This is a genomic window from Desulfamplus magnetovallimortis, from assembly GCF_900170035.1.
Classification (GTDB): domain Bacteria; phylum Desulfobacterota; class Desulfobacteria; order Desulfobacterales; family Desulfobacteraceae; genus Desulfamplus; species Desulfamplus magnetovallimortis.
Genome location: NZ_LT828540.1, coordinates 889,766 through 909,212, shown reverse-complemented (window position 1 = coordinate 909,212; position 19,447 = coordinate 889,766). Strand labels below are relative to the sequence as shown.

Genomic DNA, 19,447 nt, shown 5'->3' with positions numbered 1-19,447 from the left:
TTTTATATGAAAGTCTCGGTAACAGGCTGTTTTTAAAACAACTTTCATCTCTTCGATTGTGGCGGTCATCAGCCATGTACGTTTATATGAAAGTCTCAGTAAGTGGCTGTTTTTAAAACGACTTTCATCTCTTCGATTGTGGCGGCTATCCGCCATGTACGTTATATGAAAGTCCTCGCCTTTTAAGGATTTTAAGGACTTTCATTCTTAATTGTTGTAAATCAGTTTGCCATGGTCGTTATATGCCATTACCTCCTGAATTCAGTAAACTATAGCTTTCTTGAAAAATATTTTATTTTTTGGCATGCTTCATTTCCCAGTTTACACTTTCCGGAGAGAAAAGTCTGTGTGGCGGGAATCTCTCGCAAAAAAGTGTAAAGTATTTTTGGGTTCAAATGAAGGATGCCTATTTTTTGGTCAAAAAAATTAATCCAGATAACAGATAGTTAGGCTTTTCAATTATCAATTTAACAATATTAGTCTATTTTTGATTTACAATGGTGTCAAAAACAGGGCCTGTCTCCTCTTTCAGCAGCGGCCATACTTGACTTTTAACCTTTGCCTGCAAAGCTGACTGTTCCAAATCTGTCAGCTCAATAATCTCAATTCCCCCTGTTTTAAGGCGGGTGAGGCTTTTTTCCTCTTCTGCCTCGGCAACAGCATAGCGATCTATCTCCATTTTTGCGGCAGCTTTATTGAAGATGTTTTTAGTTTTTCCGGAAAGGGATTTCCAGATATCAAGATTCATATAGACAAACCAGTACTCAAAGTGATCTTTCAATGGAATGTAATATTTTATATATTCACTTAACCCTGCATAACCTTCGGCCCCCCCGCCTATAAGACCTGTAACCATTCCGGTTTTAAGTCCCATTTTAGCATACATCCAAGTTATGGGATAGGGGGTGTATCCAAGGGCTCTGGCTGTCATTTCAAAACTTTTGATTGGCGGAACCCTTATGATCATATCCTTTGAGATATCAGGATTGCCCGGGGCAACCGGTTTTGCCGTAAGTGCAATGCCTCCAAAATAAACAGGCCATCCACCAAGAAGTTTTATATTCTGGGCTTCAAGATACTCTTCAATGGCATTCATCATGGGGGTTCCATGTGAGTACATTTTTTGTGCTTCGCTCCAGTTTGTGACAAGAAATGGTGTGAATGCCAGCATCAGTCTTTTGTCAATTGATGTTGCAACCGGGCCAACATACATTTCAACTTCACCAAAAGAGACCCGTTCCTGGACAGTGGAGTAGTCTCCAAGGCGATTGCCCGGATAGATGTTAAATGAGATGTCACCGCTGGTCTGCTCTGTTATATTTTCTACAAAGGTATGAATATCCTTGTCAACGGAAGATCCTGATGATCTCACATGACCAATTTTCCAGACCTGTGGAGAAGAGGCCATGACTGTGCTGCATGCCAGGAATAAAGAGACAAGCAGTATGAGAAAAAAATATCGTCTGATGGGAATGGAATTTCTCATTGTGTCTTCACCTTTCATTAGCATTGCCCACCTCCCTTCTCCATGGCTGGAGAGGTGGCCAATGCTGTTGCCTTAAGAGTTTTACGGCAGAAGATAGAGATTGAGAAATCATTGAATATTCTCATCTCGTATGAGTTGGCCGGTGGCTTAAGTCAACAGCATTGGAGAGGGGGTGGGTAAGTTATTTCGGACAGTTATTCAATAATGGAATCCAGTACTTTCTGTCCCCACTCTGTACCAACATCTTCCAGAACATCTGGCCAGACAACACTCTGAATTTTTTTGGCAATGGAGGCAATCTGATCGTCTGTAATATCAACTATTGTTGCACCATAGTCAGCAAGGCGTTTTTCATTGGCTGCTTGATCTGCTTCTGCTGAATCCCATCTGCGCTGCTCAAATTCTGCGGCAACACCATTTAGCTCTTTTTGCAGTTCAGGTTTTAGATCATCGAAGGTCTCTTTGTTCAGAATCAGGTACCACACCTCAAAATGGGTATTGGAAGGAATATAGTATTTTGTTACATCTCTGAAAGATGAATAGTATCCTTCAGCTCCGGAACCTATAACTCCATCAACAACACCTGTTTGAACCGCTGTAAAGGCATCGGAGAACGGTATTGGAGTTCCAAGGTATCCTGTGGAGTCAGCAAGAAGCTGAAATGTTTTCATTGGCGGAACCCTGAGTTTAATGCCTTTGGCAGCTTCGGGATCTCCCGGGGAAACAGGCTCTCTGTTCAGGGATATACCACCAAAATAGACAGGCCACACAGCAAGAAGGTGAATGTTTTGCTCTGCATATAGCTCTGCAATGATCTTGCGAAGTGGGGCGCCTTCGGAGTAGTTCTTTTTTGCCTGTGCCCAGTTTTTCATCATATAGGGAAAATAGACAAGCTGAAATCTCTTGTCAGCAGATGATGCAGGTGGCTGGCAGGCCATGTCAATTGCTCCAAGACCAACTCTCTCCTGTACAACGGTGTAATCTCCAAGTGCGCTGGCAGGATATACCTTTGTTTTTATCCTGCCGCCTGTTTTCTCATTTATTGCATCGGAGAACCAGCGAAGATCTTTGTCAATGGCGGTATCCTGGGGTCTAACATGTGAAATTTTCCAGGTCTTTGCATGGACGTTTACCACCATAAAAACCATAACAGACAACATAACAATTAGTGAATAGAGATGACGCTTTTTCATTCTTTAACTCCTTTTGTTAAATAATATTATTAATTAAATAGTATAGGCATTTCCATTTTGTCTCCTGTAAAAGCAGGTTAGTTATGGAAAAGTCCGCCCGAAAAAGGCTAAACACATCATTTTGAACATATTTGATCAATACCCGAAAAGTCCCGGAAAAAAGAGGGAGAGGGTAGGCCAAAGAGATGTGAGAAAGACCACCGGAACATATCCGAAAAGAATCAGAATCATTGCCGGTTTTATTACGTCTGAGAACTCAACCTTGCCTATCCGCATACTCAGGTAGAGGATACTTGCATATGGAGGGGTAACTCCGCCCATTGCAGTATTTACACCCATTATTGCGGCAAACTGGACAGGGCTTACACCAATTGCCTGCATCAGGGGTAGAAGAAGTGGTGCAATGAGAATAATTGCAGTGACATCATTGACTATCATTCCCACGAAAAAGAGAAGAAAGTTAATGAGAATCAAAAGTAGAACCTTATTTTGGGTGATACTGAATACCCCTTCCACCAGTGCCTGGGGTACATCTTCCATGACAAAAATTTGGCTCAGCATAAGGCTGAAGACAATCATTATCATTATGGCTCCCACAGCAGTGGCAGAGTTTTTTGCAGCCTCCAGAAAGCTTTGAAATGTAAGTCCCCTGTATATAAGAAAACCCACTGGAATGGCATAGATAACAGCCACTGCCGCAGCTTCTGTTGGGGTCATTATTCCACCGTAGATACCACCAAGAATGATCATGGGCATCACAAGTGCAGGAAGGGCCTTTGATGTGAGGGATGTGCCTTCCTTTACAAGTTTATCCATGGGCATTGGGGGATCAAGCTCCAGAGGAAACTTTCTTGACATTATGATGTTCACCACACAGAAGAGAAAGGTAATAAGAAGTCCTGGCCCAAGGGTTGCCAGAAAACAGGCAAGAATGGATGTATCTGTAACCCATCCATATATAATCATGGTGACACTTGGGGGGATAAGAAGACCAAGTATTGATGAGTTGGCAACAAGTGCTGTGGCATATCCCCTTGGATAACCCTTGGATGCCATTTCCGGTATAAGGATTGGGCCTGTTGCAGCCACACCTGTAAGACCACTGCCGGAGATGGCACCGATAATGGCACAACTTACAGAGGCAACAACTCCAAGTCCTCCTCTTATTCGACCCACAAAAATATTTACAAACCTCAGAAGACTTGCGGCAATGCCGCTTTCACTCATAAGGGTTCCGGCAAATACAAAAAGCGGAATACATAGCAGCACAGGATTGGCAAGCTGACTGAAGCCCCATACCATTGTACCTTTCATGGTGGCTCCGCCAAGAAAGACCATGTTCATGAGAGCACCACCGAAGCAGTAGGGCAGGGGAACACCGAAACTCAGCATTCCCACAAGAATAGCAAGGGATATCAGGGATACTGTGACAATTTCCAATTCCATGGGATCTAACTCCTTTATGCTCGTTGATCTGCTGGCGATCCAGCCATCAGTTTCTTTACGTTTTTGAAGAGATACCAGCCTGCATATCCGCTCATCAGCACAAGACCGATAAGGAAGACACATTCGGCATAGAAAGTTGGTATGTAGAGTGTGGGGCTCTCCTTCCAGACCCGCAGGGCATACCGGAAATAATCCCATGCCCACCAGGTGAGCCACAGGGCTGTTACAAGGGAGAGGATATCTGCAACTATTCTTACTTTTAGCTTTGCCCTATCGCTTTTCAAAAAGACATCCAGAACATTTGCCTTTATCTGGGTATCTTCACGGGAGGCATTTACGCTTCCCAGAAAATAGAGCCAGAGGGTTGGATAGACCAGAATCTCATCAAGTCCCATAACTGGTAACTCCAGTATGTAGCGCATGATTACCTGATAGAACTCCATGGCTGCAACTGTACTTATCAGCAGGGTCAGTGTATATTTGAAAAAACGTTCCATTATAAAATTCCTTTCACGGTAATTTCCTGGTAAATTCTATCACAGTTATTCCCTGATGGCGGCAATGACAGAGATTTCCACCAGAAGATCAGGCCTTGCAAGGCGTGCTTCAACACAGGCACGGGCAGGGGCGCACCCCTCCGGAACCCATGCATCCCAGACATTGTTCATCTCTGTAAAATCTTTCATGTCACGAAGATAAATGGTTGCAGAAAGCATATGTTCCCTGCTGCTGCCGGCTTTTTCAAGCAAAGTATCCACCTTTGCCAGCATGTTTTCCGTTTGAGGACCTGCACCCTTATCAGAATTGTCTGCCACCTGCCCGCAGAGATAGACGGTATTGTTGTGGATGACGGTTTTGCTCATACGTGTTGCTGTTTCCATGCGGGTAATTGTGCTCATTTTTTCTCCTTGAATATTGTGTTTTGTTAAAAAGCTGATAATTTTTGTAAAATTCATCATTTGCTTAGTGTTTCTTCAAGTTTAAACTGTCGGGTGACTTTTAAGGCTTTTCAAAGGTTCAAGGAATTTTCTACCCGACAATCAAACCTTGAAAGGACACTTAGGAACTGGTTTTAAATAACGTACATGGCTGATGACCGCCACAATCGAAGAGATGAAAGTCATTTTAAAAACAGGATGTTACCGAGACTTTCATATAACGGCCATGGCAGATTCATCTACCACAACGAAGCATGAAAGCCCTGAAAAACCTTTAACCACGGGGACTTTCTTATAAAAAACTTACCCGTTTACCCCCAGCCCCATACGCATCAAGCTAAGAATATAAGACTTTGTTTTTATTATAAATATAAAATCAAACATCTTAACAACAAAAATTAGAAAAACCCGTCTGATAAGGCTTTGAAAACCTTAGCTTGATGCGTATGCCCCCAGCCCCCTCTACATGAATGGAGAGGGGGAGTTTGGGTTAGTTAATTATCTTATTTTTTATTATCCAGAAGCCAGTTGGATGACTCTTTTGCAGTTTCAAGCTCCATCTCTGCAATTTCCTCAAGGGGAACAGGGCGAAGCGGTGGACGCACATTGAGAAGTCCTAATCTGTCAGGAGAAAGAGATATTTCTGCTGCTGCAATTTCAGCAAGGGCAGGGCCGCACATTCTTCCCTGGCAGGATCCCATGCCGCTTCTGGTCATTATCTTGATTTCGTTGAGATCCCGGGCACCTTCCCTGACAGCTCTTCTGACATCTTTCACAGTCACATTTTCGCAGCGGCAGAGTATTGTTGCGTCATCAAAGGAAAATTGTTCAGGACGGGGAGCATAGATGGCATCAACAAAGGGACGTGGCCATCCGTCATGTCGAAGTGCCTTTTTGAGGGGCTTTGCAAGGGCATCGCGCTCATGTCCCGAAATTATTCCAAGGCATCGTGACACCTCAAGTGCTGTGAGTTCACCTCTGTAGCGGGCAGATACGCCGCCGCTAACCATTGCTCCGTCTCCTGCTGCAAATATTCGCTCAAAATTGGTGCGTCCCCATTGGTCACAGGCAGGATGCCAGTACCTCTGATCAGCTTTCCATGCCATTCGGCAACCTGCCTGGCGGAAAATGTGGCTGTTTGGTATAACTCCAAAGTGAAGCATAAGAAGATCCGCCGGAATGGTTATTGTTTCCTTTCCGCATCTTGCCTGAACTGACTCAAGACAATTGGTTCCAATAGCACAGATATCCTTTACTCCCCTGTGGTGGGGAATACCTGCATCCTTTATGCTCTTCAGCATTGAAGCTCCCTTAAGAAGAAAATCTGTCCTCATAAGGGCTTTTGGAGCAGGTGGAACAGCAGAAACTCGGGGAATAAGAGGGGTGGTATCAAGTATGGCGGCAATCTCTACATTTTTTTTGATAAGCAGGGTTGCCTCAAGAAGTAGAAGTGGACCGCTACCGGCAAGAACAACATTTCCGGATGGTTTAAGTCCGCTCTCCTTTGTGAGGTTGTTAACAGCTCCTGCACCCATGACACCCGGAAGTGTCCAACCTGGAATGGGAACAGGCCTCTCCATGGCACCTGTTGCAACAATAACATGGTTGGCACGCATCTGACGAGAGTGGGCCCTGCTGGAGCAACAGATTGTGCCGTCCGAATCCAACTGCCATACAGATGTGCTGTTTTCGTAATCTGCACCGCTTTTTCTGAATCTTTCAGCAATCATAAGGCCGCTGCTGTAATCTTCACCGAAAAGATGAAGGCTCTTGGGAGAAGCTTTTTCAATATTTCTGTATATTTGTCCCCCAAGTTGGGGCTGTTCATCAAGGGTCACAACATCAAGCCCCATCTCTGCAAGGGTGGAAGATGCAGAAAGTCCTGCCGGCCCTGCACCAACCACAATAACATCAACATGTCGGCTCATGAGGGTTCTCCTTCCTTTAGGGGTTTTGGCATCTCATAATTAACATTGGCCTCTGTTTTTTCGGTACTCTCATATTTTCCATTAAAATCAGATCCATCAATATGGCGATTGATTACCATACCCTCCTCAACTTTTGTCATGCATGCCTGTCGATTGATTCCGTTGATCTCCATGATGCATTCATAGCAGACCCCCATCAGGCAGTGAGGAGAACATGCTCTTTTGGAGGATGGCGATATTCTGGAGATGATTTCACCTTGACCAAGTAGGCCGGCAGCAACACTCATCTCTGCGGGAAGAGAGATCTCCCTGCCATCCAGCATCACTTTGACCATCTGGGGTGTGATTTCTGAATCGTATTTAAATATAGAATTAGGCATTGTTAAATCGTCCATTTGTAAAATGTTTGAGCTGTTCAGCCTCATTTTTGCCAAGTATCCATGGGGCAATTGCGCTTATTTTCATGGGAGCAAGTGAAACTGCACTGTGAAGGGCAAGAACCGTGATATTGTCATGTCCCTGAACCCTGCTATATATGGGAGCACCATCTGGTGTCATTACCCGTATTGCCCCCCATGCTCTGACCCAGTTATACTTTGCCAGTTGGGGAAAGAGACGTATGGCATTTATAGCCTCATCCTTCATGGCAGCGGCAGTGGTGCGAGTGTCCATGGCTGTATCTTCTGTGGTAAGACCTATCAGGAATGTACCGTCAACGGTCTGGCGAACACACAAGATGGGAACCCTGAGCATCCTTTTTTGCCGTTCTGTAACCATGAGCTGTCCCCTTGACGGGTAAATGTGCAGTTTTTCTCCAAGAGATTTTAAAAGGCGGGTGGAGCCGTGACCTGCTGCAATGACAAGTTTTTCGCACTGATAACTGCCTTTAACTGTCTTGACTGTCACAGTCCCATTTTTGTGTGGAATGATCTTTCCAATGCTTTCGCCGCCTTTAAAAATTCCGCCTTTTTTCTGAAAAGCACAGCGAAGGGCTGTAAGAAGCTTAAGTGGATTTACATGCCCCTGTTCCGAAGTGTACATAGCACCTGTTACATCTTCTCCAAGCTGCATATTTGGTATAAGATCCTGAAATTCCGAGCGGTCAAGCATCTTTACAGGGTAATCAATTCCCACGCTTTCACACACTTTCCGGAGTGATTCAACGGATTGGCTGTGGGCATTGAACTCTTCCTCTCCAAAGGCATGTACAGCTCCTCCTGTCCACTCAAGCTCAACATCATATCCTGTCTCTTCCTTAAGGTCTGCGGCAAAATCCGGCCACTTTTGGGCTGCCATGCGGCACCACTGGGCATAAACAGGATGAGTTGCCCCTTTGCACATGAACCAGGTGAGTCCGAAGTTGCCACGGGAGAGTCGTTGGGAGGGCAGATGCTCATCAAAAAGCACCACTTTCCCCGCACCTTCCCGAACAAGGCCAAGGGCTGTTGCAGACCCTGAAAGACCACCTCCAATAACGATAATATCAACTGACTTCAAAAGGCACCTCCAAGGATTGATGCACTAAAAACAAAAAAAATTAATGCATTGAAATATGGACATCGTTCATTTTCCGAATTTAACTTTTCCACGTTTTCGAGTGAATTCAGGATTTTCCAGTAATCTGGTGCAAAATCTATTTCAAAAAGGTGTCAACTGCTTTTGGATGTGTATGAAAGATGCCGAAATATGAATATTCTTTTAACAGGGCAGTGTAGAATTTTAACAGGGCATTCGAAAATATGGCACCAACTTAATGCCAAAAGCGTGCCATTTAATAAAAAGAGAAGCTGAAGAGATACAAGCAGGTTTTAGAATGGACTCTTCTTAAAAAAGAAGGATATAATTTATTTTTAAATTTCAAGACTTTATCTAAAAAATAAATATATATTCAAATAATAGGGGAGGGAGTGTTTTGAATAATTTTTGGTGATTATCAAAATAGATGTGGTGTTTTATATTGAAACAGTGATTATATTGACTTTGATAATCTTCAATAAAATAGGAGAGTTATCTATGTGTGTATTGTAATGAGACATGTATCTGATTAAAACAGATTTGCGTATTGATGATGCCTTGCTGCTTAACCTGATACAAAAAGGCAGGTACAGTGACCTGCCTCTACAATTTTATTTCAAATATTTTTACCGTGAAAATGACTATCATTTTTATATTTGGGGGTGATTGATACGTAATCAATCATGCCTGTTTACCGTGAGAATACCCCTCATCATTTTCATAATCGGGGGTGCCACTGCAGAGACAAGACATGCCTTGTCTCTACTGCCATGATAGTTTATTCTGTAATTATTCCGTAGAAAGAGCATTGATGTCAATACCTTTTGCTTTCAGTATGCTAAGATAGAGTTCTTTTTCTTTTAAAGCTCTTTCCTTGGCCATCTGTTCTTCTTCCTTTTCTTGCATAATTTTTTGGATTTTTTGATCTTTTTCTGAAATTTTTTGATCTTTTTCTGAAATTTTTTGATTTTTTTCTGAAATTTCCTGATTTTTTTCTGAAATTTCCTTTTTCTTTATGGTGAGTTCTTGCTCTATGTCAGCAATCATGGCTTTCCAGGTGTTATACTCCAGTTGTGCATTTATTCTGCTTTGATAGAGCAGATAATTTTTCTCGTTTTCTGAAAAATCTTGTAGAGTTTCCATGGCCTGTATCATCTCCTTTGTTTTCATAGTTTCCGGCAGATTTTCCAAATCTTGATTCTCTGCCTGTTTAAAAAAGTATAGCCATCGCTCCTTTTCATTATGGATTTCCTTATTCTCATTAAAAAGGGAGAGCTGAAGCAGATGAATATTCAGATGATCTGTCAAGGATATATCATTCGTGGTATCATGGATACCAAAATTCAGATGATAATTGCCGGCATCCTTGAAAAGAGGAGTATCAAGAAGCCAAATAGAGATAACCGGTTTGAGTTTGCTGTAATTTTCTGATTTACCGATCTGCGAATGATATACGGCACTCCAGTTATGCATCATCCTTGAAGGCAGTGACGGATAAACCGACAACTGGATTTCAACCTGATACTTGAACTCTTTTTGACATTTTGCTTTTATATCCACAATTGAGAGCTTGTCTGTCAAGAATTCACGGTCATTGTAAGGATTCATTATCACAACATCGGTAATGGCGTTGTCATCTGTCAGTTCAGTCACTGCATTAAGGAAGTGAACCAGGAGATTTTTGTTTTTCTCTGAACCAAGCAGCGCTTTGAAGACACAATCGACAATGGGGTTGATTTTATGTTTCATGGGTGTATTATTCTCCTGTTCATTTGTTGCGGCATGGATTATGATGTAGTATCTACTAAAATTAAGCTATTGATGTTGTAAAATCAAGTTGTTTAATGCTCTTTTTGTTAATAATGCAGCGTCATTTTCCATCAGACATGTCATATGTGTTTTTTAAATTTTTAATAACCAAAGCCTTGATTTTATATGAAAATACTCCATCTGATCAGCCAAGCCCCAGATTATACCGGAAGCGGCAAATATATTCAGGCAATGCTTATGTGCTCCACCCGCAAAGGACATCAAAATTTTCTTGTGGCCGGCGTACAGAACCAATTTACCCTTGACGCCAATATAATACCTGAAAGCCAGTGCCGCTATGTCTGGTTCAATGGAGTTGAACCTTCTCTGCCATACCCGCTTCCCGGGATGAGTGATGTCATGCCATATGATCACACCATATTCTCCCGCATGACAGAAGAAGAGACCCATGCCTATGAATCTGCATTTAAAACCGCAATAATTGAAGCTGTTGAACGTTTCAGGCCGGATATCATACACAGTCATCATCTATGGATTGTATCAGTGCTTGCATGTGAAGTAGCTCCTCATATTCCAGTAGTTACAACATGCCATGGAACATGTCTCAGGCAATATAATTTTTGTTCTGTACTGGGTCCAAGGGTAGGAGGTTCATGTAGTAATATCAGCCGTGTTATAGCACTGAGTTATCACCAGAAGGATGAAATTAAAAAAACTCATGGAATACCAGAGGAGCAGATTGATGTTATCCCTGGGGGATTTGATGAAACCATATTTTATCCTGAAGAGAGATCTTTGCAGCAGCCTGTAGAAATCCTCTATGCAGGGAAGCTTTGTCGTGCAAAAGGTGTTCCCTGGCTTTTAAATTCCATACGTTTGCTTGATAAAAGTGACTTTAAGTGGAGACTTCACCTTGCAGGCACAGGAAGTGGAGAAGAGCTTGAAAAATGCCTTGATCTTGCAGATTCCCTTGGCTCAAAGGTTGTGGTTCATGGTGCTCTTTCACATACTGATCTTGCCAATCTTATGCGAAAGAGCCACATTTTTGTCTTGCCTTCTTTTTATGAAGGGCTTCCCCTTGTGTTGATGGAAGCTCTGGCCTGTGGATGTCGTGTTTTGACAACAGCTCTTCCTGGCACTAAGGAGATGTTTGCTGACAAGGAATCAAAGGAGTTCAAGAGACTAAAGGAGATGGAGAAGGAATCGTCATATGAAAAGGATGATCTGGTATCTCTTATTGAACTTCCCGAACTTGAGACTGTAGATAAACCCTTTGAAAGTGACATTCCTTATCTGGAACAACAGTTAAAATCTGCCCTTGAAAAATTAATTGCAACTGCTGTGGAACACCCGAATCCCGATTTTGGTAGGTGCCGGTTGCTGACAGAGCCATGTTCCTGGAAAAGGATTTTTGAGAGTATTGAGAAGGTTTATTTGAGATGTTTAGATTCTTATTTCTGATTTTCGTGTTCTTTTGGCAAGAGAATCAGAAAAGCTCTTTGGCTCTGGCTTGTATAGCTTAGGTGATTATCCCTGATTTTCGTGTTATTTTACGATAGTTCAATTGCAACTGCTGCAATGTCATCATGACATTTGAATCTTGGATATTGTCTGCACTGTGGATCCTGGCGCTCTATCTTCCGGATATGGTTTTTAAGACCTTCAAGCCCCCGGGATAGATACTCTTTTACGAGTGTGTCAAAATTTTTGTGCTTTGAAGGTTCAGAAGAGGGAATTGCAAGTCCGTCCGTGAAAATAAGAATATGCTCAACACCTTCAAGGGATTGCATTCCTGAAGTGATAAATTTTTCTGCTGCATCTTCTCCATTTAGGACTCCGTAGGTGCGATTCATACCCATTCTTACCTTTTTTATCTGCTGATCAAGTGCATCACTTATAAGTATGTCATTGTGGCTTCCTGTTATATTTTTCCACATTGAAAGGGTCTCATAATCATGGTCATGATTTTTACCAAGCAGTCTGTGTGAACCATCTTCAAGTATTAGCAGTATAAAGGCATCCCCTGTCTGGAGCCACTCCATAAGCATGGGGTTTGTGTCTTTTTGTCTCTCCTCTTCACATGGTGTTTTTATTCGCGCCACTGCAGCACTTGTGCTCCAGAGCTTTTCGCGCTGATCTATATTAATGCCGCAGGAGAGCATTTCCCTGCGGATGGCAAGATTGGCCTTGTAGGCAAGTTTTTCAAGGGAACAGCCGTTAATTGAAAAAGTTCGGCAAGCTGTTGAAGATGCGATATACCCTCCGGTTATATTATCCCTGAAGGTCGATTTATCAAGGCTTGTTGCACCATCAAATACACCGAAAAGTTCCCCGTCCACATGAATGGCATCTTCATTGAGAATCCCTGAACCCTTTTCCAGTACTGTATTTATATGTTTGATGTTCATGGATTTCATTATAATTATGAGACAAAGTATGTCAAAATGATAATGGGAATAGAAAAACTGATGTGAATCGGAGATTTCAATAATCTGTTTTTTTCATTGTATTAGAGCCTGTTTAAATACTATTGACTCTTAAACCTTACATGAACGTTTAACTGCCAAGTGGTCTATACTCCTCCTCTCCAGTCATGGGGATGGGGGCTGAGGTGACATTAATAACCGACAACAACAACCTGAAGAAATACTACTGCATTTTCAAAGCTAATAATTAGGGTTCGGTTAATTGTAGAGACAAGGCATGCCTTGTCTCTACGTTGCAGATAACCCTAAAATTTAGTATTGACAGTACACTACACATTAAACGGGCATGATTGCGTATCATTCGCCCCCAAATATAAAAATGATAGTCATTTTCACGGTAAAGGAGTAGCACTTGAACCAGAACAAACCGAAAAGAGGATATCTTTCTGTAAAGGCACCACTGCCTGCCGTTACTGATGCCGAAGGCAAAAGCGTTCCTTTAAATCTACCACCTGTTATAGATGCCCATGTTCACATCTTTCCGGAGCCGGTTTACCAGGCTGTCTGGGAGTGGTTCAGCAAATATGGATGGCCCATAAGATATCAGCTTCCTTCTGTAGGGATTATTGATTTTTTATTATCAAGGGGTATTGATCATGTTGTGGCATTTCAATATGCACATAAACCTGGAATGGCAGGATGGCTTAATGACTATATGGTAAAAAAAGTTGAACAGTTCAGGGGCAGGGTGACTGGAATGGCAACTGTTTTTCCTGGAGAGGAGGGAGCCGAAGATATTGTTAAACAGGCATTTAAAAAAGGACTTAAGGGTATTAAGCTCCATATGCATGTACAGTGTTTTGAACTTGTTTCAAGGGAGATGGAGATCCTGTACGCAATATGCTCAAAAGCATCCATGCCCATGGTAATCCATGCCGGCAGGGAACCCGGAAGTCCTGCATATCCCTGTGATCCATATTCAATTTGCGGTGCTGAAAAGGTAGAGGAGGTTGTCAGAAGTTATCAAGGTTTAAGGCTTTGCGTGCCCCATCTTGGCATGGATCAATTTGACGAATATCGTACAATGCTTGAAAAATATGACAACCTGTGGATGGATACTGCCATGGCAATTACAGATTATCTGCCACTTGAAGCAATGCCCGATATTAAAAGCTTCAGACTGGACAGAGTTATGTATGGTTCGGATTTTCCCAACATCCCTTATGCCTGGGACAGGGAGCTTAAAATTCTTGCAGATTCAGGGATTTCTGCCATGGAATCAACACAGGTATTGAGAGAGAATGCTATTGATTTTTTTTCAATAGAGCCTCATTCACTGTATAAATCGACACGTTATTTAAAAACTCATTCCTAAACATGACAAGTAATCAATATAGCTTTCCAGAAAAAGATTTTATTTTTTTGTCAAAAAAATTAACCCGGATAACAGATAGTTAGACTTTTCCATTATCAATTTAATTATCTGGAATTCTATACCTTTATACTTACTTTCCACCCCTGCAAAGTTTGTCGGCCTCATAGGAGCTTCTAACAAAAGGGCCTGAAGCAACTGAATCAAAACCTATGTTTTCCGAGAATATCTTCAAGCTTTCAAACTCCTCCGGCGTGTAGAACCTTGCAACATCAAGATGTTTTTTTGATGGCTGAAGATACTGACCGATTGTTAATATTGTGCATCCATGAAAAAAGAGATCTTTTATGGTCTGCTCAAGTTCTTCCCTTGTCTCTCCAAGCCCCACCATAATCCCTGATTTAACAGGAATAGCATGTGGGCGGGGTTGGTCGCTTTTTACGTGCTGGCTACTTTTGGACTTGTTTGTAGCCGACTGTTTTTCTGCCACTTTGGAAGTGGTAATGGAAGAAGCTCTTTTTAAAAGTTCAAGGGATCTTTCATATTCTGCTTCCGGGCGTACAGTTGCATAAAGGGAAGGCACTGTTTCAATGTTGTGGTTCAGGACATCAGGCCCTGCCATCATGACAGTTTCAAGAGCTTTTTTATCTCCTTGAAAATCTGGAATCAATACTTCCACCTTTGTGCCCTCAGGCAAAAGTTTTTTTATCTCCTTTATGGTTGCTGCAAAATGTGCAGCACCTCCATCCTGAAGATCATCTCTTGTAACTGATGTGACCACAACATACTTTAATCCAAGTGACAGAGATGCCTTTGCAACCCGCAAAGGTTCATCTGAATCCAGGGGCAGGGGAGTTCCTGTTTTTACATTACAGAACCGGCAGTTTCTGGTACACTGGGAACCCATTATCATGAAGGTTGATGTGTGACGTGAAAAACACTCCCACATGTTGGGACACTTTGCTTCCTGACACACAGTGTTGAGATTTGACTGTTTTAAAAGTTTTCTAACACTTTCATAGTCATGGCCTGTTGGAAGACTTCTTTTCAGCCACGAGGGTTTTCTGGGTCCAGGATTGCAGTTTCTGTTTGTGGTCATTTGTTATTTTCCACTATTGTTTTAAAATGATATCTCATTTTTGATTTTACTGCCAGTATGGAAATGTCAGGCAGTTCTTTATTAACTCTGTTTTCAGTATTAACTCTGTTTTCAGTTTTTTTCCTGAATCTATCTTTCCTGAATCTATCTCTATTGGTGTTGTTGTCTTGGGTTTGCCTGATTCTCTCATTCTCCAACGAGGTCATTTGAACACCTGTCAATCCACATGGGTTAATCCATGTAAAAGGGGTAAGATCCAGATTGACATTAAGAGCAATACCATGAAAACAGACACCCCGTTTAACGGAAAGCCCGATACTGCCGATTTTGGAACTTCCAACCCAGATGCCATGGTTGGCAGAGTTGCGCATGGCAGTGACTCCAAAATCAGAAGCAGTCCTGATCATTATCTCCTCAAGCATATTGACAAAATCAGATACTCCTGTCTGCCTTTTTTCAAGGTGTATAACAGGATAGAATACAAGCTGCCCGGGGGCATGATATGTAATGTTTCCGCCTCTTTCTGTCTGGACAATTGGAATATTGCGGGATTGTAGAAAATCTTCTGTCACAACAAGATTTTCCCTGCCACCCCTTTTTCCAAGGGTAAATACTGGCAGATGCTCCAGCATCAGAATCCTGTCATGATCAAGTATATCGGAGGCTCTTTCAGCAGCATACTGCTTCTGAAGATTAAATGCCTCGATATAGTCAATCATTCCCAGATCAATGAATTCAATTTCATTATGATACATTGCATATCTTTCTTGTTACCTGGGCAGAAGATTTTTGTCTCTTCTCGCCCAGGATCTTTTGTCTTTTTTTACCGTGGAAATGGATACAATTTTCATGGTCGGGGGTGGCTGAATGCCGGCCATGACCGTTTACCTGGCAAATGGCTGAGTAAAAATTACCCCCTCAGTACAGGCTTTCTTGCAGCAGATACCTCATCCAGCCTTGAGAGCTTGGATAGATGGGGAGCTGATTTCAGAATATCAGGATTCTCTTTTGCCTCTGTCACAACAGCTTTTAATGCATGGATAAATTGATCAATGGTCTCTTTTGACTCAGACTCGGTTGGCTCAATCATGATGGCGCCATGTACAACAAGAGGAAAATAGACCGTTGGCGGATGAAATCCATAATCCATGATACGTTTGGCCATATCCAGGGTGGTGACACCATAGTCAGACTGAAATTTGTCAGTAAAGACACATTCGTGCATACATGGCCTGTCATATGGCAGATGCAGATCCTCTTTAAGAGAAGCCTTTATATAATTGGCGTTGAGTACTGCAAGTTTGCTGACATCTGTCAACCCCTTGCTTCCAAGGGAGAGTATGTAGGCGTATGCCCTGATCATGATACCGAAATGGCCGTGAAAGGTAAGCATTCTGCCCATGGCATCTGGCCTGTCATCCACAAGAATAAATTTATCATCCTTTTTTTCCACCCTTGGAACAGGAAGGAATGGTTCAAGCTCTTTTACCACAGCAATGGGTCCTGAGCCAGGACCACCTCCGCCGTGGGGGGTGCTGAAAGTCTTGTGCAGATTGAGGTGGATAACATCAATGCCGATTTCACCAGGCTTGAATATTCCCATAACAGCGTTCATGTTAGCCCCGTCACCATATACCAGACCACCCTTTTTATGAACTATTTCAGCAATTTGTTTGATATTTTCCTCAAAAAGGCCAAGGGTGTTGGGATTGGTGATCATAATACCTGCTGTCTCTTCATCCATGACAGCTTCCACAGCTTCCGGAGTCAGGATTCCATCAGGTCCGGATTGTATGTTCACAGATTTGTAGCCGCACAGGGTTGCACTTGCAGGGTTGGTGCCGTGGGCTGTATCCGGAATTATTATCTTTGAGCGCTGATGACCCTTTTTGGCATGATAAGCGTGAATTGCAAGCATTCCTGCAAGCTCTCCATGGGCACCTGCTGCTGGCTGAAGGGTAACGGCATCCATGCCTGTTATCTCTGCCAGATACTGCTCAAGATTGTAAATAAGCTCAAGGCATCCCTGGGAAAGATCTTCGTCTGCAAGGGGATGTGCGCCTGTAAAGCCAGGGCGGGCTGCCTGTACCTCGTTGGTTTTTGGATTGTATTTCATGGTGCAGGAGCCAAGGGGATACATACCTGAGTCCACGCCAAAGTTCCATTGAGAGAGGCGTGTATAGTGGCGGACAACATCAAGCTCGCTTAACTGGGGCAGCTCAGGAGCATCACCTGTAAGCTCGGGATCCAGAAGAGAGGTTTCCACATCCTGTTTGGGAAGAGAGATGGCACAACGGCCTTCACGGCTCTTTTCCCACAAAAAAGCTTCCTGAAAAATAAGACCGCTTCTTGCTGTGCCGGCCATTGTGCAGCTTGAAGATGCACTGCCAGATGCACAAACCTGTCCATTTGTAGATGAAGATAGACCGGAAGATGCAATATCAGTTGTTTTTTCCATTATTTCACCTCCATTGCAAGGGCATCAATATCCTCTTTTGAGAATACTTCCGTTGCACAGAAAAGATAGTGATCTTTAAGCTCAGGATAATATTTTTCAAGGCAAAGCCCTGCAACTGTACCCTTTGCTTTAAGGGCTTCTCTTTTTTCTGCAAAGGTTTTTGCACCAGAGCCACCTTCACTGTCAGAAGAGGGTACTTTTACCACAAATTCATTGAAAAAGGGCCTTGAAAAAGGAACTTCAAAACCTGCTGCTTCAAGCTGATTTTTCAGATATACAGCTTTGTCATGGTTGAGCTGTGCAATGGTACGTATGCCTTTTTTGCCAACAGTAGCCATGTACATGCCTGCGGTCATGGCATTAAGGCCGTTGTTGGAGCAGATGTTGGAGCTTGCCTTTTCCCTTTTGATGTGCTGCTCCCGTGTTGAGAGAGTCAGAACAAAACCATCTTCACCATTTTTATCCTTTGCACGTCCTACAAGCCTTCCTGGAAGATCCCTTACATATTTTTTGCTGCTTGTTAGAATACCAAGTCCCGGGCCTCCGAATGACTGTGATATGCCAAGGCTTTGCCCCTCTCCTGCAACAATGTCAGCACCGTATAAGCCAGGTTTTTTAAGAAGTCCATATGCAATGGCCTCTGTGAAGGATGTAATAAAAAAAGCGTTTTTGGCATCAGCAGCAGCTTTTACAGCTCCAAGGTCTTCAATGCATCCAAAAAAATTTGGGGATTGAACAGCAACTGCTGCAACATCTTCCATGGAATCAAGGGCTGAAAGGTCTGTTGTGCCATCTGCCTTGTAAGGTATTTCAACCATTTCATATCCGGCAGGGCCAAGATAGGTTTTTATGATTTCCCTGTGATGTGGATGAACAAGAGAAGAGACTGCCACCTTGTTAATTTTTTCTTTTTGCGAAGTGCAATCAAAAGTGCTTCTGTCAAAGCTGTTCCGCAGTCATAGTGGGATGCAGTTGCAACTTCAGTTCCCAGAAGTTCTGTTATCATTGTCTGGAATTCATAAATTCCCTGCAATGTACCCTGGCTTATTTCCGGCTGATATGGAGTGTAGGCTGTTGTAAATTCAGAACGGGATATAAGATAGGGAATGATGGCAGGAATGTGATGGGCATAGCTGCCGGCTCCGATAAATATTTTTGCACAAGGAGATGCAGTATTTTTTGATGCAAGCTCCTCCATGTGTGCATTCAGTTCCCATTCTGTCTTTGGTTGGGGAAGGCACATTTCTCTTTTTACCCTGAAATCTTCAGGGATGGTCGGGAACAGGTCATCCATTGAGGCTATGCCGATTTTCTCAAGCATATCCTGGATATCCTGGTCAGTATGTGGGAGATAACGCATGTGAATCATCCTTTCAGCATCTCAAGGTACGCTGCTTTATCCATAAGGTTGTCAAGTTCAGAAAGATCATCTGCCTTTACCTTGATGATCCATCCCTCTTCATAGGGAGAGTTGTTAACAAGCTCAGGAGCATCTTCAAGGTTGCCGTTAACTTCAACTATTTCACCTGATACAGGAATGTATATCTCTGATACTGCTTTGACTGACTCCACTGTGCCGAACTCATCACCCTTGCTGAATGTATCACCAACTTCGGGAACCTCCACAAAAACAACCTCGCCAAGCTGATCCTGGGCATAGTCATCAATGCCCACTGTTACAATGTCTCCTTCAACTTTTGACCACTCGTGATCCTTGGAATATTTCAACTCTTCCGGCAAATTCAATTCACTGATCTCTTTCATTTTTTGTTATCTCCTTTTTGGTGTTTTTAATATGAGATTGTGGCGGTCGTCC

At 42.8% G+C, this 19,447-nt stretch carries 16 protein-coding genes and 1 pseudogene; 2 read left to right on the top strand and 15 right to left on the bottom strand.

Features of this window, described 5'->3' with window-relative positions:
* Positions 1-481 precede the first annotated feature (481 nt).
* From dctP (MTBBW1_RS03540) to MTBBW1_RS03500, 9 genes are all read right to left on the bottom strand, one after another.
* Positions 482-1,504, bottom strand: coding sequence for a TRAP transporter substrate-binding protein DctP (gene dctP, locus MTBBW1_RS03540; protein ID WP_186441065.1), 1,023 nt, complete (start codon positions 1,502-1,504; stop codon positions 482-484).
* A gap of 176 nt (positions 1,505-1,680) precedes the next feature.
* On the bottom strand, positions 1,681-2,679 hold the full coding sequence (dctP, locus tag MTBBW1_RS03535; RefSeq protein WP_080799206.1) for a TRAP transporter substrate-binding protein DctP: 999 nt from the start codon (positions 2,677-2,679) through the stop codon (positions 1,681-1,683).
* A 135-nt stretch (positions 2,680-2,814) separates the two neighbouring features.
* On the bottom strand, positions 2,815-4,125 hold the full coding sequence (locus tag MTBBW1_RS03530; protein WP_245809231.1) for a TRAP transporter large permease: 1,311 nt from the start codon (positions 4,123-4,125) through the stop codon (positions 2,815-2,817).
* Between the two features lie 14 nt (positions 4,126-4,139).
* Positions 4,140-4,622: a TRAP transporter small permease gene (locus MTBBW1_RS03525; RefSeq protein WP_080799204.1), complete on the bottom strand. Its 483-nt coding sequence runs from the start codon at positions 4,620-4,622 to the stop codon at positions 4,140-4,142.
* Between the two features lie 45 nt (positions 4,623-4,667).
* Positions 4,668-5,024, bottom strand: a complete 357-nt coding sequence (locus MTBBW1_RS03520; protein WP_080799201.1) for a RidA family protein — start codon at positions 5,022-5,024, stop codon at positions 4,668-4,670.
* Between the two features lie 542 nt (positions 5,025-5,566).
* A complete protein-coding gene (locus MTBBW1_RS03515) occupies positions 5,567-6,991 on the bottom strand; it encodes an NAD(P)/FAD-dependent oxidoreductase (RefSeq protein WP_080799198.1) in 1,425 nt (474 codons plus the stop codon).
* Positions 6,988-7,371, bottom strand: coding sequence for a (2Fe-2S)-binding protein (locus tag MTBBW1_RS03510; protein ID WP_245809230.1), 384 nt, complete (start codon positions 7,369-7,371; stop codon positions 6,988-6,990). Before MTBBW1_RS03510 ends, MTBBW1_RS03515 begins: the two co-directional genes overlap by 4 nt.
* Positions 7,364-8,488: an NAD(P)/FAD-dependent oxidoreductase gene (locus tag MTBBW1_RS03505; protein ID WP_186441064.1), complete on the bottom strand. Its 1,125-nt coding sequence runs from the start codon at positions 8,486-8,488 to the stop codon at positions 7,364-7,366. The genes MTBBW1_RS03510 and MTBBW1_RS03505 overlap by 8 nt, the downstream gene beginning before the upstream one ends.
* Before the next feature lie 807 nt (positions 8,489-9,295).
* Positions 9,296-10,255: an Rpn family recombination-promoting nuclease/putative transposase gene (locus tag MTBBW1_RS03500; protein ID WP_080799193.1), complete on the bottom strand. Its 960-nt coding sequence runs from the start codon at positions 10,253-10,255 to the stop codon at positions 9,296-9,298.
* A 186-nt stretch (positions 10,256-10,441) separates the two neighbouring features.
* Here MTBBW1_RS03500 and MTBBW1_RS03495 point away from each other — a divergent pair, with 186 nt between their 5' ends.
* On the top strand, positions 10,442-11,737 hold the full coding sequence (locus MTBBW1_RS03495) for a glycosyltransferase family 4 protein (protein ID WP_080799189.1): 1,296 nt from the start codon (positions 10,442-10,444) through the stop codon (positions 11,735-11,737).
* Positions 11,738-11,826: 89 nt separating this feature from the next.
* Here the strand turns inward: MTBBW1_RS03495 and MTBBW1_RS03490 are convergent, their stop codons facing one another.
* The gene (locus tag MTBBW1_RS03490; RefSeq protein WP_080799186.1) at positions 11,827-12,684 is read right to left on the bottom strand and encodes a protein phosphatase 2C domain-containing protein; all 858 of its coding nucleotides are present in this window, start codon (positions 12,682-12,684) and stop codon (positions 11,827-11,829) included.
* Between the two features lie 430 nt (positions 12,685-13,114).
* Here MTBBW1_RS03490 and MTBBW1_RS03485 point away from each other — a divergent pair, with 430 nt between their 5' ends.
* Complete coding sequence (locus MTBBW1_RS03485; protein ID WP_080799182.1) at positions 13,115-14,077, top strand: amidohydrolase family protein; 963 nt, start codon at positions 13,115-13,117, stop codon at positions 14,075-14,077.
* A gap of 130 nt (positions 14,078-14,207) precedes the next feature.
* Here MTBBW1_RS03485 and MTBBW1_RS03480 read toward each other — a convergent pair whose 3' ends face one another.
* The 5 genes and pseudogenes from MTBBW1_RS03480 to gcvH all read right to left on the bottom strand — a co-directional run bounded on the left by MTBBW1_RS03480 (position 14,208) and on the right by gcvH (position 19,395).
* On the bottom strand, positions 14,208-15,173 hold the full coding sequence (locus MTBBW1_RS03480; protein WP_080799180.1) for a lipoyl synthase: 966 nt from the start codon (positions 15,171-15,173) through the stop codon (positions 14,208-14,210).
* Positions 15,170-15,928: a lipoyl(octanoyl) transferase LipB gene (lipB, locus tag MTBBW1_RS03475; protein ID WP_080799177.1), complete on the bottom strand. Its 759-nt coding sequence runs from the start codon at positions 15,926-15,928 to the stop codon at positions 15,170-15,172. Before lipB ends, MTBBW1_RS03480 begins: the two co-directional genes overlap by 4 nt.
* A 155-nt stretch (positions 15,929-16,083) precedes the next feature.
* Positions 16,084-17,631 carry an aminomethyl-transferring glycine dehydrogenase subunit GcvPB gene (gene gcvPB, locus MTBBW1_RS03470; protein ID WP_425430002.1) on the bottom strand — a complete coding sequence of 516 codons (1,548 nt, stop codon included), beginning with the start codon at positions 17,629-17,631 and terminating at the stop codon, positions 16,084-16,086.
* A pseudogene (gene gcvPA, locus MTBBW1_RS03465) lies at positions 17,631-18,952 on the bottom strand (aminomethyl-transferring glycine dehydrogenase subunit GcvPA). Before gcvPA ends, gcvPB begins: the two are co-directional and overlap by 1 nt.
* Before the next feature lie 44 nt (positions 18,953-18,996).
* Positions 18,997-19,395 carry a glycine cleavage system protein GcvH gene (gene gcvH, locus MTBBW1_RS03460; RefSeq protein WP_080799174.1) on the bottom strand — a complete coding sequence of 133 codons (399 nt, stop codon included), beginning with the start codon at positions 19,393-19,395 and terminating at the stop codon, positions 18,997-18,999.
* Positions 19,396-19,447: the final 52 nt, after the last annotated feature.

What these genes read in the sequence shown, in the direction of transcription:
- dctP (WP_186441065.1), bottom strand. Translation starts at nt 1,504, where the DNA reads ATGAAAGGTGAAGACACAATGAGAAATTCCATTCCCATCAGACGATAT.
- dctP (WP_080799206.1), bottom strand. Translation starts at nt 2,679, where the DNA reads ATGAAAAAGCGTCATCTCTATTCACTAATTGTTATGTTGTCTGTTATG.
- MTBBW1_RS03530 (WP_245809231.1), bottom strand. Translation starts at nt 4,125, where the DNA reads ATGGAATTGGAAATTGTCACAGTATCCCTGATATCCCTTGCTATTCTT.
- MTBBW1_RS03525 (WP_080799204.1), bottom strand. Translation starts at nt 4,622, where the DNA reads ATGGAACGTTTTTTCAAATATACACTGACCCTGCTGATAAGTACAGTT.
- MTBBW1_RS03520 (WP_080799201.1), bottom strand. Translation starts at nt 5,024, where the DNA reads ATGAGCACAATTACCCGCATGGAAACAGCAACACGTATGAGCAAAACC.
- MTBBW1_RS03515 (WP_080799198.1), bottom strand. Translation starts at nt 6,991, where the DNA reads ATGAGCCGACATGTTGATGTTATTGTGGTTGGTGCAGGGCCGGCAGGA.
- MTBBW1_RS03510 (WP_245809230.1), bottom strand. Translation starts at nt 7,371, where the DNA reads ATGCCTAATTCTATATTTAAATACGATTCAGAAATCACACCCCAGATG.
- MTBBW1_RS03500 (WP_080799193.1), bottom strand. Translation starts at nt 10,255, where the DNA reads ATGAAACATAAAATCAACCCCATTGTCGATTGTGTCTTCAAAGCGCTG.
- MTBBW1_RS03495 (WP_080799189.1), top strand. Translation starts at nt 10,442, where the DNA reads ATGAAAATACTCCATCTGATCAGCCAAGCCCCAGATTATACCGGAAGC.
- MTBBW1_RS03490 (WP_080799186.1), bottom strand. Translation starts at nt 12,684, where the DNA reads ATGAACATCAAACATATAAATACAGTACTGGAAAAGGGTTCAGGGATT.
- MTBBW1_RS03480 (WP_080799180.1), bottom strand. Translation starts at nt 15,173, where the DNA reads ATGACCACAAACAGAAACTGCAATCCTGGACCCAGAAAACCCTCGTGG.
- lipB (WP_080799177.1), bottom strand. Translation starts at nt 15,928, where the DNA reads ATGTATCATAATGAAATTGAATTCATTGATCTGGGAATGATTGACTAT.
- gcvPB (WP_425430002.1), bottom strand. Translation starts at nt 17,631, where the DNA reads ATGGAAAAAACAACTGATATTGCATCTTCCGGTCTATCTTCATCTACA.
- gcvH (WP_080799174.1), bottom strand. Translation starts at nt 19,395, where the DNA reads ATGAAAGAGATCAGTGAATTGAATTTGCCGGAAGAGTTGAAATATTCC.